Source organism: Georgenia sp. 311, from assembly GCF_006151955.1.
Classification (GTDB): domain Bacteria; phylum Actinomycetota; class Actinomycetes; order Actinomycetales; family Actinomycetaceae; genus Oceanitalea; species Oceanitalea wutianyii.
This window is the reverse complement of the sequence record NZ_VDFS01000066.1, coordinates 1-17,019: the sequence shown is the minus strand read 5'-3', so window position 1 is coordinate 17,019 and position 17,019 is coordinate 1. Positions and strand designations below refer to the sequence as shown.

13 protein-coding genes are annotated in these 17,019 nt (G+C 72.9%); 5 read left to right on the top strand and 8 right to left on the bottom strand.

The genetic code is table 11. The features are described from left to right. Positions 1–48: 48 nt before the first annotated feature. The gene (locus tag FHE66_RS14920) at positions 49–3,582 is read right to left on the bottom strand and encodes a PQQ-dependent sugar dehydrogenase (RefSeq protein ID WP_176554806.1); all 3,534 of its coding nucleotides are present in this window, start codon (positions 3,580–3,582) and stop codon (positions 49–51) included. Between the two features lie 356 nt (positions 3,583–3,938). On the opposite strand from FHE66_RS14920, the gene FHE66_RS14915 reads away from it, so the two are divergent. From FHE66_RS14915 to FHE66_RS14905, 3 genes are all read left to right on the top strand, one after another. Continuing rightward, complete coding sequence (locus FHE66_RS14915) at positions 3,939–5,672, top strand: pyruvate dehydrogenase (protein ID WP_139073772.1); 1,734 nt, start codon at positions 3,939–3,941, stop codon at positions 5,670–5,672. 233 nt (positions 5,673–5,905) lie between these two features. Further along, the gene (locus tag FHE66_RS14910; RefSeq protein WP_139073771.1) at positions 5,906–7,960 is read left to right on the top strand and encodes a serine hydrolase; all 2,055 of its coding nucleotides are present in this window, start codon (positions 5,906–5,908) and stop codon (positions 7,958–7,960) included. 46 nt (positions 7,961–8,006) lie between these two features. Next, on the top strand, positions 8,007–8,690 hold the full coding sequence (locus FHE66_RS14905; protein WP_230976396.1) for a hypothetical protein: 684 nt from the start codon (positions 8,007–8,009) through the stop codon (positions 8,688–8,690). 25 nt (positions 8,691–8,715) lie between these two features. Here the strand turns inward: FHE66_RS14905 and FHE66_RS14900 are convergent, their stop codons facing one another. Together FHE66_RS14900 and FHE66_RS14895 are read right to left on the bottom strand one after the other, a co-directional pair. Next, a complete protein-coding gene (locus tag FHE66_RS14900) occupies positions 8,716–8,922 on the bottom strand; it encodes a hypothetical protein (protein WP_139073770.1) in 207 nt (68 codons plus the stop codon). 516 nt (positions 8,923–9,438) lie between these two features. Continuing rightward, positions 9,439–10,494 carry a zinc-dependent alcohol dehydrogenase family protein gene (locus tag FHE66_RS14895; RefSeq protein ID WP_139073769.1) on the bottom strand — a complete coding sequence of 352 codons (1,056 nt, stop codon included), beginning with the start codon at positions 10,492–10,494 and terminating at the stop codon, positions 9,439–9,441. A gap of 138 nt (positions 10,495–10,632) precedes the next feature. On the opposite strand from FHE66_RS14895, the gene FHE66_RS14890 reads away from it, so the two are divergent. Beyond that, on the top strand, positions 10,633–11,361 hold the full coding sequence (locus tag FHE66_RS14890) for an SDR family NAD(P)-dependent oxidoreductase (RefSeq protein ID WP_139073768.1): 729 nt from the start codon (positions 10,633–10,635) through the stop codon (positions 11,359–11,361). A gap of 3 nt (positions 11,362–11,364) precedes the next feature. Here the strand turns inward: FHE66_RS14890 and FHE66_RS14885 are convergent, their stop codons facing one another. The 5 genes from FHE66_RS14885 to FHE66_RS14865 all read right to left on the bottom strand — a co-directional run bounded on the left by FHE66_RS14885 (position 11,365) and on the right by FHE66_RS14865 (position 16,233). Next, on the bottom strand, positions 11,365–12,633 hold the full coding sequence (locus FHE66_RS14885; protein WP_218013752.1) for an MFS transporter: 1,269 nt from the start codon (positions 12,631–12,633) through the stop codon (positions 11,365–11,367). Between the two features lie 67 nt (positions 12,634–12,700). Further along, complete coding sequence (locus FHE66_RS14880; protein WP_139073767.1) at positions 12,701–13,705, bottom strand: metal ABC transporter permease; 1,005 nt, start codon at positions 13,703–13,705, stop codon at positions 12,701–12,703. Continuing rightward, positions 13,702–14,571 (bottom strand): metal ABC transporter permease, encoded by an 870-nt coding sequence (locus FHE66_RS14875; protein ID WP_139073766.1) that lies wholly within the window; start codon positions 14,569–14,571, stop codon positions 13,702–13,704. The genes FHE66_RS14880 and FHE66_RS14875 overlap by 4 nt, the downstream gene beginning before the upstream one ends. Then, positions 14,564–15,307: a metal ABC transporter ATP-binding protein gene (locus FHE66_RS14870; RefSeq protein WP_139073765.1), complete on the bottom strand. Its 744-nt coding sequence runs from the start codon at positions 15,305–15,307 to the stop codon at positions 14,564–14,566. Before FHE66_RS14870 ends, FHE66_RS14875 begins: the two co-directional genes overlap by 8 nt. Beyond that, complete coding sequence (locus tag FHE66_RS14865; RefSeq protein WP_139073764.1) at positions 15,304–16,233, bottom strand: metal ABC transporter solute-binding protein, Zn/Mn family; 930 nt, start codon at positions 16,231–16,233, stop codon at positions 15,304–15,306. The genes FHE66_RS14870 and FHE66_RS14865 overlap by 4 nt, the downstream gene beginning before the upstream one ends. A 66-nt stretch (positions 16,234–16,299) precedes the next feature. Here FHE66_RS14865 and FHE66_RS14860 point away from each other — a divergent pair, with 66 nt between their 5' ends. After that, positions 16,300–16,986 (top strand): TetR/AcrR family transcriptional regulator, encoded by a 687-nt coding sequence (locus tag FHE66_RS14860; protein WP_168202706.1) that lies wholly within the window; start codon positions 16,300–16,302, stop codon positions 16,984–16,986. Positions 16,987–17,019 lie beyond the last annotated feature (33 nt).

Genomic DNA, 17,019 nt, shown 5'->3' with positions numbered 1-17,019 from the left:
GGTGCGGGGCCGGCCGGCGGACGGCCGGCCCCGCACGGAGGGGGTTGACTACTTGACGACGAGGCTCGTGATGACCGAGCTCGCCGTGGTGTTCGCGGTCGCCGTGTGGACCACCGTGACCTGGTAGGTCCCGGCGGCCAGCCTCGGCAGGGTGACGACGGCGTCACCGTTCTCGTCGAGCGTGGCCTTGAGCATGGCCACGGTCGAGACACCGCGCTTCACCTGGACGGTGACCTCGCCGGACCCGGGCAGGCCCGTCACGGTCTCGGCGTGGATGTCGACCTTCGCCGCGACGGCCGGCTTGACCGACGCGACCTCGGCGGTGAGGACGGTCGACGCCTTGGTGACGATGAGCCGTGCCGTGGTCTGCGAGGCCTTGAAGGTCCCGTCGGCCAGGTAGGCGACACCCAGCGTGTGCGTCCCGACGGCGAGGCGCTCGTCGAGCGCCACGGTCGCCGAGCCCTCGCTGAGCGTCCCGCGCCCGACCTCACGGCCACCGCTCGTGACGACGACCTCACCGGACGGCGTACCGCCCTCACCCGAGACGGTGACGACGACCTCGCCGGGCGTCCCGTAGACGGTCCGCAGGGAGGTGACCGACGCACGCGTCGTCGACTCGACCGTCGGCTCGTTCGGGGCCGCGCGGTCGATGGTGAAGGTGACGGTGCCGACCTCGGAGACCAGCCCGGCCGCGTCCGTGGCCCGGTAGAGGACCGTGTACGCGCCGTCGTCGGAGAACGTCACACCGAACTGCTGGTTCGCCGCGAGGTTGGACCAGGACGTCCCGCCGTTGACCGAGTACTGCACGGTCTGGACCGCGCCGTTGTCCTGGGCCTGGACCGAGAGCCGGACCGGGACGTTGTAGACGCCACCGACGCCCGTCGGCGCGGCCGGGTTCAGCGTGTGCGCGACGGTCGGGACCTGGACGTCGGAGATGCCCGGGCCGCGGAAGACCAGGGAGTCCACGGCGAGCTCGTCCGCGGAGGTGACGAAGAGCTGTCCGGTGCCGGTCGGGGCGTCCGCGAAGGTCACCTCGACGTCCTTCCAGCCCGCGCCGGCGGGGATCTGCGCGGTGGCGAACGGTGCCGCGTCGGCGGCACCCCAGCGCAGCTGGACCTGGCCGCCGCCGGAGGCCCGGACGGTCACGCCGTCGATGCCCACGAGGTTGACCGGGTCGTAGCGCAGGAAGTCCCCGCTGCCGAGGCCGCGCACGGCGTTGCCGCCGCCGGCGGACTCGTCGGCGTAGGAGACGACGCCGCGCCGCTCGATGGCGTGCTCGGCCTCCTGCGTCTTCGGGTTGAGACGCGCGGTGGCCTCACCACGGGCCGCCGGGACGCCGTTGTGGCCCCCGTCGGTGTACGTGACGACGACGGCGCCGTAGAGGTTGGCGCCCGGCCCGTGCTCCGGGGAGTTCGGGTCGGTCCGGAAGACGCCCTGGCACCCGGTGCCGGTGGACTCCGGGTGGGCGTGCTCGTCGTGGCCCAGGCCGTAGGTCCAGCTCACGCGGGAGCAGACGGTCTCGGTGCCGTCCTCGGCGTCCTGGGTGGTCACCTGGAACGGGATGACCTGACCCCAGTCGAAGAACCCGCCGTTGGCCGGGTAGCGGAGGGAGACCTCCGGCGCCTGGTTGCCGACGGAGATCTGCCGGGAGGTGAGGCCGAACTTGCCCTGGGGGTCGCTGACCCGCAGACGGACGTTGTACAGGCCGAGCTCGGTGTAGGTGTGGGTAGCCGTGGCCCCCGTGGCGTCGAAGGTGCCGTCACCGTCGAAGTCCCACTCGTAGGTCATCGCCGAGCCCTCGGGGTCGACGGAGGCCGACGCGTCGAAGGCCACCTGGAGCGGGGCCGCGGAGGAGGAGATCGGGGTGGCGGTGAACGTGGCGCGCGGTGCCTTGTTCCCCTCGGCGTAGGAGATCCGGTAGAGCCCGGCGTCCGGGTTGGCCCGGAAGAAGCCGTCACCGTAGTCCAGGACGTACAGCGAGCCGTCCGGACCGAACTCGAGGTCCATCGGGTTGTCGATGGGCGGGACGTTGTCGAACGTCAGCGCCCGGTTGGGCATGAAGTCCTCGATGTGCGTGACCGCGAAGGACTCCCAGTCCAGCGTGAACGCCGCGATGTAGTCCTGGGAGAACTCGGAGAAGAAGTTCTTCTCGTCCCAGTACTCGGGGAACTTGGCGGTCGAGGGGTTCTCCGGGTCGTAGTGGTAGACCGGACCACCCATCGGACCCTGGCCGTTGCTGGTGCCGAAGTTCACCAGCTCGTCCCACGGCTGGTCGCCGGGGTTGTCGCCGTAGTACAGCGTGGCCGGGAAGGCCGGGGGCAGCTCGACGAGGCCGGTGTTCCACCGCGAGTTGTTGCGCAGGTCCTCCGGGTCGAAGAACTCGCGCGGGCTCGCCGTCGCGTAGTCCCACTCGTTGTAGGGGGCGTTGGGGCCGTGGACGTAGGGCCACCCGGCGTTGACCGGGTTGTCCAGGGACACGACGTTCCACTCGACGTAGCCCATGGGGCCGCGGTTCGGGTTGGCCGCGGCGACCGCGCTGCTCGCGTCAGGGCCGTAGTCGCCCCACGACAGGGAGTTCGTCCCCGGGTCGACCTCGATCCGGAAGGGGTTGCGGGCACCCATGACGAAGATCTCCTCGCGGACCTTGTCGCGGACGTCGTCGTACTCCTCGCCCGTGAAGAGGTTCCCCTCGGGGATCGTGTACGTGGCGCCGGGTCCGGGCTCGACGCCGGCCTCGATCTCCTCGAGGACGTCGATCCGCAGGATCTTGCCGCGCAGGTCGTTCGTGCTGCCCGCGCCGCGACGCGCGTCGAAGCCCGGGTTCAGGCCCGGGGCGTCGTTGTTCGGCGCGAAGCCGTTGGCGCCGGGGGTGCTCGCCGGGGTGTTGTCACCCGTGCTGAGGTAGAGGTTGCCCTCGCCGTCGAAGTCGATGTCGGCGCCGACGTGGCAGCACTGCCCGCGCTGGGCCTCGACCTTGAGGAGCTCCTGCTCGGACGCGAGGTCGATGGAGTTGCTCTCCGCGTCCCACTGGAAGCGGGACAGCACGTTGTAGCCCAGCCACTGGTCCCAGTACGTCTCGTCCTGGCCCGCGGGCAGGGTGTTGGGCGCGTTGCCCACCGGCGTGGAGGCCGGGTAGGGGCGGCCGGTGGAGGGGGAGGTCCCGGAGAGCTCGACCGGGGCGTAGACGAGGTAGACCCAGTTGTTCTCCGCGAAGTCCGGGTCGATCGCGATGCCCTGGAGCCCGTCCTCGGAGTTCGCGTAGACGGGGATCGTGTTGATGACACGGGTGACGCCCGTGTTCGGGTCGGTGAGGCGGACGTCGCCGTTGCGGGCGGTGTGCAGGACCCGCCCGTCGGGCAGGACGGCCATGTCGATCGGCTCGCCGACGTCCTTGGTCAGGGTGACCTTCTCGTAGTTGGACCAGTCGAGCGCCGCCGCGGCGCCCGGCTCGGCATCGTGGTCGACGCCGTCGTGCGCCATCGCGGGCACACCGGCGACCGCGAGGCCGGCCGCCGTCAGGGCCCCGGCGACCGTCGCCGCGAGCCCGCGGCGCAGTCGTGTCCGGGAATTGTTAGCATCCATAGCGTGGTGCAACTCCTTCTCAGGGTTCATCACTGGGACCGGGCCCCTCGTCCGTGGCAAGGGGTGGGGCTCGGTCTCTGCTGTCTCCGGCCGGTCGACGCCGGCCGCGCGCGTAGTGCGTCACCTCCTCATCAAGGTGGGCTCGTGGTCAACGGCGACCACTGACGCCGAAACTAGAGACGGTTCTGTCGGGTGTCAACCAAAAGTCCACCAGTCGGTATGGCCAATTTGGTCAAGGTTTCTCCCGAACTGGGCGGCACGTGTCGAGATGCCGCTTCCACCTGCGAAATCGCCCATTCCGCCTGCGCCGGACGGGCGCTCGCGCGACGATGGCCGCCCCGAACCGAGGAGCACCCATGGCCACCAGCGTCGCCGACCACCTCGTCCACCAGCTCGTCGCGGCGGGGGTGGAGCGGATCTACGGGATCGTCGGAGACTCGCTCAACCCCGTCGTCGACGCCGTGCGGCGCACCGAGGGGATCGAGTGGGTGAACGTCCGCCACGAGGAGGCTGCCGCCTTCGCGGCCGCAGGCGAGGCGGAGGTCACCGGCCGGCTGGCCGTGTGCGCGGGCTCCTGCGGACCGGGCAACCTCCACCTCATCAACGGCCTGTACGACGCCAACCGCTCACGGCTGCCCGTCCTCGCCATCGCCTCCCACATCCCCAGCGCCCAGATCGGCACCCAGTTCTTCCAGGAGACCCACCCCGACCGCCTCTTCACCGAGGCCTCAGTGTTCTCCGAGCTGATCTCCTCCCCCGCCCAGCTCCCCCGGGTCACCCGCAGCGCGATCCAGCACGCCCTCACCGCGCCCGGGGTCGCCGTCCTCACCCTGCCCGGGGACGTCGCGGACCTCACGGTGGCCGACGCCGGCCAGACGCTCGTCCCCGCCACCGGCACAGCCACCCTCGTGCCCGCCGAGGAGGACGTCGCCGCCCTCGCAGCGGCGATCAACGAGGCCAGGAAGGTCACCCTCTTCGTCGGCGTCGGCGCCCGCAGCGCGCGCACCGAGGTCCTCGCCCTCGCCGAGCAGCTCGGCGCCCCCGTCGGCCACTCGCTGCGCGGCAAGGAGGTCATCCAGTACGACAACCCCTTCGACGTCGGCATGTCGGGCCTCCTCGGCTACGGCGCCTGCCAGGACGCCATGGAGCAGGCCGACCTCCTCGTCCTCCTCGGCACGGACTTCCCCTACCCCGCCTTCCTGCCCTCGGACGTGCGGACCGCGCAGGTCGACGTCGACGCCACGCACCTGGGCCGGCGCACCCGGCTCGACGTCCCTGTCCACGGCGACGTGGGCGCGACGCTCCGGCTCCTGATGCCGCTGGTCAAGCGCAAGAAGTCGCGCACGTTCCTCAAGTCGATGCGCAAGCGCCACGACAAGCTCATGTCCTCCGTCGTCGGCGCCTACACCCGCAAGGTCGACCGGCTGCGCCCCATCCACCCGGAGTACGCGGCCGTCCAGCTCGACGAGGTCGCCGGGCCGGACACCGTGTTCACCGTCGACACCGGGATGAACACGGTGTGGGCGGCGCGCTACCTCACCCCGAACGGCCGGCGCCGCGTCATCGGCTCCTTCCTCCACGGCTCGATGGCCAACGCGCTGCCCCACGCAATCGGCGCCGCGTCCGCCGGGCGCCAGGTCGTCGCCCTTGCCGGGGACGGCGGGCTGTCGATGCTCCTCGGCGAGCTCATCACCCTGCGCGACCTCGACCTGCCGGTCGCCGTCGTCGTCTTCAACAACTCCACGCTCGGGATGGTCAAGCTCGAGATGTTCGTCGAGGGCCTGCCCGACCACGCGACCGACACCCCGCCGGTGGACTACCGCCGGGTGGCCGAGGCGATCGGCATCCCCGCGCTGCGGGTCGAGGACCCGCGCGAGCTGCGGGAGGCCCTCTCCGACGCTCTCGGTCGCAGCGGCCCGGTTCTCGTCGACGTCGTCACCGACCCGCGCGCGCTGTCCCTCCCGCCGAGCATCACGGCCGGCCAGGTGCGCGGCTTCGCGACCTCGATGACCAAGGAGATCTTCGGCGGGGGCTCCGGGGAGGTCATGGCGATGGCCCGGTCCAATCTCCGCAACATCCCGCGGCCCTGAGCGGCGACGGCGACGCCCGCACGTCGCCGCCCTCGCCGCCCCGCAGGCCGCTGCGCCGCCCCCGTCGCGCCAGGTCGACGGCGCCCCCCGCTCTCGCCGTCGTGGGTCGCACCCTACCCGCGAAACTCGTTTGCCGAAAAGGCCTTCCCATGGTCAACCCTTGACTTTGCCGTGTGCGCTTCGCCACAGTGTCGGTGCCGGCGGGGCCGCCGGCGTCTACGGGAGGGGTAGTCATGCGCAGGTTGCTCGCTGTCGCGCTCGGCGTCGCGGTGCTCGGGGCGGCTCTGCCGGCCGCGGGCGTCGAGGAGGACCGGGTGGGCTGGGACCGTTCGGAGGCACCGCAGCGGGTGCTGCGGGACGGCACCGCCGAGGAGGTCGGACTCCTCCAGCACCGCCTCGACGCCGTCGAACCGGCGCTCCTCGAAGGACTCACCCGTGAGCCCACCCCCTTCTACCCGGGCGCTGTCGCGCTCATCGCCTCCGAGGGCGTCGTCGTCGAGCGCACCGCCGTGGGGCACGCCGTGCGCTGGGCGGACACGACCACCGAGCTGCCCGCCGAGCAGCAGGTCCCCATGCGGACCGACACGATCTTCGACCTCGCCTCGCTGTCCAAGCTCTTCACCGCCGTCGCGGTCATGCAGCTCGTCGAGGCGGGCGAGGTCGACCTGCAGGACACCGCGGCCTCCTACGTACCGGCCTTCGCGGCGAACGGCAAGGACGCGATCACGGTCGAGCAGCTCCTCACCCACACCGCGGGCCTGCCCGCCTGGATCAACCTGTGGAGCGCGCCCGACGAGGCCGCCGCGCTCCAGCGGGTCTGGGACGTCGCCCCCACCTCCACGCCCGGCACCGGCTACCTCTACAGCGACCTCGGCCTCATCACGCTCGGTGAGATCGTCGAGCGCGTCTCGGGCCAGGGCCTGGACGAGTACGTCGCCGCCCACATCACCGGACCGCTCGGCATGAGCGACACGATGTACAACCCGCCCGCCGAGCTGCTGCCGCGCATCGCTGCCACCGAGTACCAGGCCACGCCCGCGCGCGGCCTCGTCCACGGCGAGGTTCATGACGAGGGCGCCTGGCGCCTGGGTGGCGTCGCCGGCCACGCCGGGGTCTTCTCCACCGCCGACGACGTCGCGACCTTCGCCCAGATGCTCCTCAACGGCGGCAGCTACGACGGCGCGCGCGTCCTGGACGCCGCGACCGTCGAGGCGATGATGCGCGACCACACCGGGCAGCTGTCCTCCTCGCACCGCGGCCTGGGCCCCGAGCTCGAGGCGTGGTTCTACCACGACGTCCTCACGAGCGCGGAGTCCGCGGGCCACACCGGGTTCACCGGCACCTCCCTGGTCATCGACCCGCACACCGAGACCATCGCCATCCTCATGACCAACCGGGTCCACCCGAGCCGCGACTGGGGCAACATCAACCCGGTGCGCCGCGCCGTCGCCCGCGCCGCCGGGCTCGCGCACCCGATGACCGGCTTCACCCGCGGCGCCGCCTGGTACTCCGGCATCGGCGACTCCCTGGACAGCACCCTCAGCGTCCCGGTGAGCCTCACCGGCGACTCCGAGCTCGTCCTCGACCTGTGGTTCCACACCGAGCCGACCGACCTCCTGCACGTCGAGGCCTCGACCGACGACGGCGCGACCTGGCAGCCCCTGGACGGGACGCTCACCGCCGGTGGGACGACGATCCCCGCGGCGGGCACCGTCTCGGGCGACGGGCTCGGCCGCTGGTGGGAGGCGCGCTTCGACCTCGCCGGGCTCAGCGGCGACGTCGAGCTGCGGCTGCGCTACGCCACCGACGACGTCTACTCCGGCCGCGGCGTCTACGTCGACCGGATCCAGGTGCCCGGGTCCTTCGACGACTGGGACCTCACCGACCGGGCGACGATCACCACGGACGGCTGGACGCGGGTCGACGCGACCGGCGCCGAGGCACCCGAGCCGACCGACCCCGGCGCGGCCCTCGACGCGCTCGGTGGCGCGCTCGCCGCGCACGTCGAGGACGGCGCGGTGGCCGGGCCGATCGCCCGGCAGCTCGCCACCGCGCTCGAGCAGGCCGAGCGCCACCTCGAGGGCGGGCGCGAGGAGGCGGCCGCCCGCGCCGTCGAGCGGTTCGTCCGCCACCTCGACTCCCCGCGCCGGCCCGACACCCTCACCGAGGAGGCCCGCGCCGACCTGAACGAACGGGCGGAGCACCTCCTCGGCCTGCTCGGGGACCCCGAGGAGATCGGACAGATCGGACGCGCGATGTCCGCCCCAGCGATTGCACCGGGGGTGTGACAGGGGCCACACTTGTCAGATTGTCGAGATGCTGTGAGGTGACCACGTGGACGCCGACATCGAGATGCTCCCGATGCTCTCGCGCGGCAAGCACCGCAGCCCCAGGCGCGGCGCCTGCTTCATGGAGCTCGCCTCCTACCTCGCCGGAGAGCGGTGGAGCGACAAACCGGCGTGCACGCACCCGCTGCTCGCGCACCTCGCCCGGCTGGTCAACGACCTCACCGACGACGCCGAACGACCACGCCTCGCCCTGCTCATCCCGCGCGTCATCGGGCTGCGCAGCGACGACCCGCACTGGGACGACGAGCTCACGCTGCTCGCCGCGAGCCGCGCCCTGCCGGTGGTGAGCGAGCACCACCAGCGGTCCCTCGCGGTGGGCATCCTGTCCTGCGAGCGCCGCCGCGCCGAGCGGGAGGGGCGGGAGGACCTGCGGTTCCACCCCTCCAGCCGCCGCGCGCTGGACCAGGTCCCCCTCGCCGAGCGGTGGGCCGCGGCGTTCGTCGACCAGGTGGGCGCGGTGGGCTCGCACCACCCGGGGGCGGCCGTCGTCGAGATCGCGTCGGTGGGGCTGGCCACGGCCTGCGTGCCCGACCCCTCGGGGATGCTGCGCGACCTGCTCACCGACGCGATCGCGCTCTGCGAGCGGCTCGCCGGCCGCGAGCGCGCCGCCCGGGAGCCTCTGGTTCCCGAGCAGTGGCGCCCGGTCGTCGCCGCCGTCTCACTCCCCTGACGCGCCGGCCCGCAGGCCCCGCTGCTCAGTAGCCGCCGGCGAGCATCTCGTCGTTGGTGCGGTACACCTGGACGCTCTCGATCATCTCGAGGGTGTCCGCGTCGAGAATGACGACCGATCCCTCCGGCCAGTCCGGGTCCACAGGGATCGGCTCGTAGACGTGGTAGAACGACGGGTTGCCGTTGGCATCCCGGTAGTACGACGCGGGAATGACGTTGTACCAGGTGTTCACGAGGATCACCCTCGGATGCGCCTCCGCAATCGCGCGCTCCTCCGGGATCGGAATGGGATTCAGCCACCACCCCATCGGCTCAACCAACTTCGCGACGTCCCTGGTAGGCCAGGCGTAGGCCGGGTCACCAGGCGAGGGCGTGACGGAAGGCTCGGGCTCCGCAGAGGTCGCCGGCGCAGCGGATGGCTCCTCGGCTGATGCAGGTGGCTCCGAGGACAGGTCAGCGGGCACCCTGCTCGGCCCCACCCCAGCCGGGTTCTCGTCTGACGAGGTGGCGCTGTCCGAGGCCTGCGAATCTGCATCCGAGCACGCAGCAGCAAGGAAACATGCCCCCGCGATAGCGCTGGACGCGACGATGCGTCGCAACCACATAGTCGACCGCCCTCTCCTCGGTGCCCGATCGACCGTACCGGGCGTCAGCCGGTGCTCTCAGCTGAACGGAGGGTGGGATCGAACCCGACTCCGGGGCGCACGCGACGGCCTCCCGGGCCGGTGCCCGGGAGGCCGCAGCACTGCTCAACGGCTGATGGCCAGCTTCATCGCCCGCGTCTCGGCGGCGCGGCCGAAGGTGTCGTAGGCGTCCATGAAGTCGTTCATCGGGAAGTGGTGCGTGATGAACTGCTCCGGGGTCAGCTTGCCCTGGGCGACGAGCTTGAGGAGCATCGCCGTCGTCGTCGCGGACACCAGACCCGTGGTGATCGCGACGTCCTTGATCCACAGGTCCTGGAGCGGCAGCTCCACCGGCGCACCGTGCACGCCGACGTTCGCCACGGTGCCGCCAGGCCGGATGAGACTGACCGAGGCGTCGAAGGTCGCCGGGATGCCCACCGCCTCGATGGCGGTGTCCACGCCCAGCCCGTCGGTCATCCCCATGACCTCCTCGTGCCAGCCGGGGCTGCCGTTGTTGACGGCGTCCGTCGCACCGAACTGCTTGGCGAGCTCGAGGCGGTTGTCGTCGAGGTCGAGCGCGATGACGCGGGAGGCTCCGTAGAGACCCACGGTCATGATGGCCGCCAGCCCCACCGGTCCCGCACCGATGACGGCAACGACGTCGCCCGGCTCGACGCGCCCGTTGCGCACACCGATCTCGAAGGCGGTGGGCAGGATGTCGGACAGGCAGAGTCCCGCCTCGTCGCTCACCCCCTCGGGCAGCTTGTGCAGCGAGTTCTCCCCGAACGGCGTGCGGACGTACTCGGCCTGGGTGCCGTCGATGAGGTGGCCGAGGATCCAGCCCACGCCAGGCGCGCCCTCGGGGTTGAGGCAGTGGGCGGGCAGCCGCTCCTGGCAGTACGAGCACGAGCCGCAGCTGGAGATGCAGGAGATGATCACCCGGTCGCCCACCGCGAGCCGACTCACCGCCGAGCCGACCTCGACCACCGTGCCGACGCCCTCGTGGCCGAGGATCCGCCCTTCGGTCACCGCCGGGACGTCCCCCTTGAGGATGTGCAGGTCGGTGCCGCAGATCGTGGTGGTGTCGACCTGGACGATGACGTCGGTGGCCGAGCGGATCGTCGGGTCTGGCACCTCCTCCCACGCCTTCTTGCCCGGACCGTGGTAGACCAGCGCCTTCATGACTTCTCCTCCGTCGCGCATCGGACACGGGCCCGCGCCCACTTGTGACGCTAGTCACGCAGGGGTGTTCTCGCCATGCCAGACGGCCGGTCGGGAAAACCCAGCGCGGCCTCGACCGTCCGTCGCTAGCGTCGGTGCATGAACGCCTCGTTCGTCGTCACAGGGGCCAGCGGCGGTGTGGGCAGCGCGATCGCCGAGCACCTCGCGACGATCGGCCACGTCGTCAACCTCGACCCGGCACCGGGCACGAGCACCAGCCCTCGGGTGCACAGCCTCGGCGCGGACGCGGCCGACCCCGCGGCGGCGGCCGCGGCGGCCGAGCTCGCCGAGCAGCACGGGCCGCTCACCGGCTGGGTGAACAATGCCGCCGTCTTCCGCGACGCCGCCCTCGACACGGCGAGCGCCAAGGAGGTGGCAGCCCTCATCGCCCTCAACCTCGACCTCGCGGTGGTCGGCTGCCACGCCGCCGTCCGCCATTTCCGCTCCCACTCCCGGCCCGGCGCGATCGTCAACGTCTCCTCCCACCAGGCGCAGCGCCCGGTGCGCGGTGCGCTCCCCTACGCCACCGCGAAGGCGGCCGTCGAGGGCCTGACCCGAGCGGCGGCCGTCGACCACGGCCCGCAGGGGATCCGGGTCAACGCCGTCGCGCTCGGGTCGATAACCACCGCCCGCTCCGCCGCCTACGCCGCCGTGCACCCCGAGGCGCAGCGGCTGCTGGCCGAGCTGCACCCGCTCGGGCACGCGGGTGCGCCGCGCGACGTGGCCCACGCCGTCGCCTTCCTGCTCACGGCCGAGTTCGTCACCGGCACGGTCCTGCCGGTCGACGGCGGACGCGCCGCGCTCGGCCTGGACCCGGAGAGTCGGTAGACGCTAGACCATCACCGTGGCCTCGTCAGCGCCCGTTTCCTCGGTCACGTGGGGCACCCGCTCCGTCTCGCGGCCCTTGCGGTGGAGGGCGGCGCGGATGACGAGCGACAGGACGAAGGCGACCGCGCCGGCGATGACCGTGACCCGGTAGGCACCGGTGTGCCCGGCGACGTCGGCGAGGCGGCCCGCGGTGCTCGAGCCGAGCGCGTACCCGAGCGACGTCGCCGCCGCGAGGACCATCATCGCCGCGCCGAGCCGGCCCGGGTCGGCCACCCGCTCGCAGGCGGAGAACAGCGTGATCATGTAGGGCGCGACCGCCAGGCCGAGGACGACGAGCACGACGGCGAGCGCCCCGAGGCTGTCGACGGCGAGCAGCGGCAGGGTGAGCAGCGCGATCGCGCCGGCGAACACGGACAGCCGGTCGGCGAGCCGGAAGCGCTCGGGCAGGACGACGATCGCGAGGCCCGCGACGACGCTGCCGACGCCGAGGACAGCGTGGAGCAGGCCGGCAAGTCCCGGCTCACCCGCCGCGGTGGCCAGCGCCGTCGTCCCGGACTGGACCGAGCCGAAGATCGTGCCGACGATGAGCTGCCCCGCGCCGAGGGCGAGGACGAGCGGACCGATGCGCGCCCCCCGGGAGCCCGCCGCACCGCGGTGCCCGGGGACGACCGCGACGGTCGGGTGGACGGCGAACAGCGTGGCGAAGACGGCGAGCAGCGCAGCGGCGAGGACGAGCGCGCCCGAGGGCGAGACGAGTGCGGCGAGCGTGCCGACGAGCGCCGGGCCGAGGACGAAGGACGCCTCGTCGGCTGCACCCTCGTAGGAGAAGGCCGTCGACAGGAGCTTGAACCGCTCCCCGCCGCGGCGGCCGGCGAGCTCACGCCAGCGGACCCGGGCGAGCGTGCCGACCTGCGGCAGGAAGAGTCCCGCCACACCGGCGAGGACGGCGAGCACCTCCCACGGCGCCTCCTGGCCGGCGAGGACGACGAGCGCGATGAGCGAGAGCGACCCGCCGACGGACTGGACGAGCAGGACGGGGCGCTGGCCCACCCGGTCGGTGAGGGCGCCCGCGACCGGGGAGGCGATCGCGTTGACGACGGCGAACGCGCCGGCGGCGGCGCCGCCGCTGCCGAAGCTGCCGCTCACCCCCGCGACGAGCAGCAGCGTGCCCATCTGGGCCATCGCGAGCGGGAGGCGCGCGAGGAAGGCGATGACGATGTACAGGGGTCCAGTCAGCGCGAACAGGCGCCGATAGGAGGACAGGACGGACACACAGTCTCCACGAGGAATAGCCGGGGTTGCGCTCCTCCCACCCCGGAAGCGCTGCAGACCCTGCTCCCTATTCTATCGGACCGTCCACCCGCTCCACGTGCGAGACAGGCCACTCCAGGCGGGCCGCGACCTGCGCCGCCGTCGCCCCCGGGCCGAGCCTGCGGCGGGCGTGGGTGACGAGCCGGCGACGCAGCTCGCGCCTCCTGCGACGGCGCACGAGTGCCCCGCCGACGAGCCCGTGGCGCGGGGCGACGAGGAGGGCGAGGAGGAAGAGCGCGCCGACGACGGTGGCGACCATCCCGGCGATCGACAGGTCCCACAGGACGGCGAGGCCGTACCCGCCGAGGACTGCCACGACCCCGACCCCGAGCGCGACGGTGAGCATGCGACCGAAGCCGTCGGTGAGGAGGTAGGCGGTGGCCGCCGGACCGGCGAGGAGGGCGACGACGAGGATGGCGCCGACCGCGTCGAAGGCGCCGACGACCGTGAGCGAGACGAGCGACATGAGGACGGTCTGGACGACCACCGGGGACAGGCCGAGGACGGCGGCGAGCGCGGGGTCGAACGTCGTCACCTTGAGCTCCTTGTAGAACAGGAGCACGGCCGCCACCGCGACGAGCGCGACGAGGCCGGTGGTCCACCAGGAGCGCGGCCCGAGGTCCACGCCCCCGACGGTGAGGACGTGGAGCGGCGCGAAGGCGATCTCGCCGAACAGGACGTGCTCGAGGTCGAGGTGGACGTCGCCGCCGAACCGGGCGACGAGCAGTACCCCGAGGGCGAACAGCCCGGTGAAGACGATGCCGGTGGCGGCGTCGCCGTGGACCGTGCCGCTGCGCTCGAGGAGGTCGACGAGGGTGACGGTGAGCAGTCCGAACGCCGCGGCGCCGGCGACGGCGGCGAGCGGGCCCAACGAGCCGGTGAGCAGGAAGGCGACGACGATGCCGGGCAGCGCCGCGTGGGAGATCGCGTCGGCGACCATGACCTTGCGGCGCAGCAGGAGGACGCAGCCGAGCAGCGCGCACGGCGCGACGACGAGCAGGGCGGTGACGATGATGACGAGGTCGACGTTCACGCCGCCACCCCCGTGCGGCGCCGGTGTCCGCGCAGGCGCCGGGCGGGCAGTGACAGCAGGAGCAGACCGGTCGCGACGAGGACGACGAGCGGACCGGTGGGCAGGTCGGTGGTCGTCGCGCTGAGCACCGCCCCGCTCGCCCCGCTCACCGCCCCGAGGACCGCGGCCAGGACCAGCATGACCGGGAGCCGGTCGGTCCACTGCCGCGCCGCGGCGGCTGGGGTGATGAGCAGGGCCGCGACGAGGACGACGCCGACCGTCTGGATCCCGACGACGATGGCCAGGACGAGGAGACCGGTGAGCAGCGCCTCGACCCACCGCACCGGGTAGCCCACGGCGCGGGCGAAGGCGGGGTCGAAGGCGACGAGCTTGAGCTCCTTGTACGTGAGGGCGACGACGGCGAGGACGAGCGCCGTGACCGCGGCCATGACGCGCACGTCGGAGGCGACGAGGCTGGCGGCCTGGCCGAGGACGAAGCGGTCCAAGCCGCTCTGCCCGGACGCCCCGGTGCCGGCGACGTAGGTGAGGAGCACGGTCCCGGCGCCGAAGAACACCGACAGGACGAGGGCGAGGGCGGCGTCCTGCTTGACGCGCGTGCGTTGGACGACGAGGAGGACGAGCCCGGCCGCGAGCGCCGCCGTCACGGCCGCGCCACTCATGAGGCCGGGGCCGGACGTGGTGCCGGTGACGAGGAACCCGAGGACGACGCCGGGCAGCGTCGCGTGGGCGAGCGCGTCGCTGAGCAGGCTCTGGCGGCGCAGCACCGCGAAGGTGCCGAGCGTGCCACCGAGCAGCCCCAGGACGGCCGCCCCGAGGGCGACCGTGCGCAGCGTGTAGTCCCCGAGCATCCCGGCGACCTCACCCATCGCCCGCGCTCCCCCCGAAGGGCAGGACTGCCCCGCCGTAGGTGCGGGCGACGTTCTCCGCGGTGAAGACCTCGGCCGTGGGGCCGGCAGCGACGAGCTCGCGGTTGAGCAGGACGACGGTGTCGAAGTACTCGGCCACGGTGGCGAGGTCGTGGTGGACGACGACGACGGTCCGCCCCTCGTCGCGGAGCTCGCGCAGGAGGTCGACGACGACGCGCTCGGTGGGGTGGTCGACGCCGACGAACGGCTCGTCGGCGAGGTAGAGGCGCGCGTCCTGGGCCAGCGCCCGGGCGAGGAAGACGCGTTGCTGCTGGCCGCCGGAAAGCTCCCCGATCTGCCGGTCGGCGAGGTCGAGCATCCCGACGCGCTCGAGGCACCGCTCGGCGGTGCGCCGCTCGGCCGGGCCGGGGCGGCGCAGCCAGCCCAGGCGCCCGTAGGTGCCCATCTCGACGACGTCGCGCGCGTTCGTCGGAAAGTCCCAGTCGACGCTCCCCCGCTGCGGGACGTAGCCGACGTCCCGGCGCCCGCGCTCCAGCGGCCGGCCGAAGACCCGCACGGTGCCGGCGACCGGCCGCAGGAGGCCCATGGCGATCTTGAGCAGCGTCGTCTTGCCGCCACCGTTGGGGCCGACGACGCCGACGAGTCGGCCCTCGGGCACGGCGAAGGACACGTCCCACAGCACCGGCTCCTCGCGGTACGCGGCCGTGAGCCCGTGGACCGACAGCGGGGCGCTCATCGCGGCCCCAGCGCGCCTGCGACGAGCTCGGCGTTGGCCAGGAGCATGCCGGCGTAGGTCCCGGCGGGCGTGCCGGGCTCCCCGAGGGCGTCGGAGTACAGGCCCTCCTCGGGCACCTCGACCGTCCAGCCGCGGTCCGCGGCGGCCTCGCGGACGGCGGTGATGCTCGCCGGGGAGACGCTGGACTCGGTGAACAGGGCGGGCACCCCACGCTCGACGAGGAGGTCGACGAGGCGCCGGATGTCGGCGACGCCCGCCTCGTCCTCGGTCGACAGCCCCTGCACGCCGCGCACCTCGAGGCCGTAGGCGCGGCCGAAGTAGCCGAAGGCGTCGTGCGAGGTGACGAGGAGGCGGGAGCGCTCGGGGACGGCGTCGAGCAGGGCGGTGGCCTCGGCGTGGGCGGCGAGCGCCTGCGCGACGTACTCCTGCCCGCCTGCGGCGAAGTCCTCGGCGTGCTCGGGGGCGAGATCGCTCAGCTGCGCGACGAGCGGGGGCACCACCTGCACCCACAGCTCGGGGTCGAACCACACGTGCGGGTCGTGCTGGCCCGGGTGGTCGGCCGACGCGAGGAGGTCATCGGCGGGGAGCGCGTCGGTCAGCGCCACGACGCGCTCGAGCGCCCCGGCCTCGAGGACCTCCTCCATCCGCCCCTCGAGGAAGAGTCCGTGGTAGACGACGAGGTCGGCGTCGGCGAGCGCCCGCACGTCGCCCTGGCTGGCGCGGTACAGGTGCGGGTCGACGCCGGGGCCCATGAGTGCCGTGACGTCGACGTGCTCTCCGCCCACCGCGCTGACGAGGTCCGCGGCATGCGTCGTCGTCACGGTGACGTCGATGCGCCCGTCGGCGCTCTCGGCGGGTGCGGAGCAGGCGGCGAGGAGGAGGGCGACGACGCCCAGCGCGATCAGTTTTCGGGCCTCCGAACTCATGCGATGAGGGTAGCCGAATCTGCGCGGAACGCCCGCCCGCGGAGCCGGGCACGTAGGATCGGCGCGATGTCCGAGCAGCCCACGCCGCAGCGCACGGCACAGGAGACCCGGGCCGCCCTTCTCGAGGCGGCGGCCGCGGAGATCCTCGAGTGCGGCTACGCGGCTGCGAGCCTCTCCGCGATCGCCGCCCGACACGGGCTGACGAAGGGGGCGCTGGCCCACCAGTTCCCCACGAAGAGCGCCTTCGTCAGCGCCCTGGGCGACGCGCTGCGCGAGGCCGTGCGCGCGTCGGTCGCCGCCGGGAGGAAGGCCTACCCCGACAGCCCCTCTCACGCACTCATCGCGTTCGTGCTGCACCTCGGGTCGCGGGCCACCAGCGACCCGGCGGTCGCTGCGGCGACGGCGCTGTTCTCCGACCGCGCGGTGCCGGACCCGCGACTCGCGGGGGCCGTGGGAGAGCTTCTCGAGGAGACCGAGCGGTTCGTCGCCGAGGCCTACGCGGCCGGTGAGGGCGACAGTTCCCTGCCACCGGCCGATGTCGCCGAGCACATCGTCGTCACGAACCTGGGAACGGCGTCGTTCCGGCTCCACCAGCACCCGACGGGACCTGGGCGGCCGCGGTTGCGCTTCCTGCGCATCACCCTCGCGGGCGCCGGGTTCCACGACGTCGACTCCGTCATCGACGAGGTGGTGTCCAGCCGGGCGAACGGGACGCTGGACGCGCTCCCGCCGAGCAGGAGCATGACCCGCTGACGTCGTGCGGGGGCCGGCGGACGCCGGCCCCCG

Excerpts from the sequence above, each read along its gene's own strand:
- FHE66_RS14910 (WP_139073771.1), top strand. The coding sequence starts at position 5,906 with ATGCGCAGGTTGCTCGCTGTCGCGCTCGGCGTCGCGGTGCTCGGGGCG.
- FHE66_RS14870 (WP_139073765.1), bottom strand. The coding sequence starts at position 15,307 with ATGAGCGCCCCGCTGTCGGTCCACGGGCTCACGGCCGCGTACCGCGAG.
- FHE66_RS14875 (WP_139073766.1), bottom strand. The coding sequence starts at position 14,571 with ATGGGTGAGGTCGCCGGGATGCTCGGGGACTACACGCTGCGCACGGTC.
- FHE66_RS14860 (WP_168202706.1), top strand. The coding sequence starts at position 16,300 with ATGTCCGAGCAGCCCACGCCGCAGCGCACGGCACAGGAGACCCGGGCC.
- FHE66_RS14890 (WP_139073768.1), top strand. The coding sequence starts at position 10,633 with ATGAACGCCTCGTTCGTCGTCACAGGGGCCAGCGGCGGTGTGGGCAGC.
- FHE66_RS14895 (WP_139073769.1), bottom strand. The coding sequence starts at position 10,494 with ATGAAGGCGCTGGTCTACCACGGTCCGGGCAAGAAGGCGTGGGAGGAG.
- FHE66_RS14920 (WP_176554806.1), bottom strand. The coding sequence starts at position 3,582 with ATGGATGCTAACAATTCCCGGACACGACTGCGCCGCGGGCTCGCGGCG.
- FHE66_RS14915 (WP_139073772.1), top strand. The coding sequence starts at position 3,939 with ATGGCCACCAGCGTCGCCGACCACCTCGTCCACCAGCTCGTCGCGGCG.
- FHE66_RS14865 (WP_139073764.1), bottom strand. The coding sequence starts at position 16,233 with ATGAGTTCGGAGGCCCGAAAACTGATCGCGCTGGGCGTCGTCGCCCTC.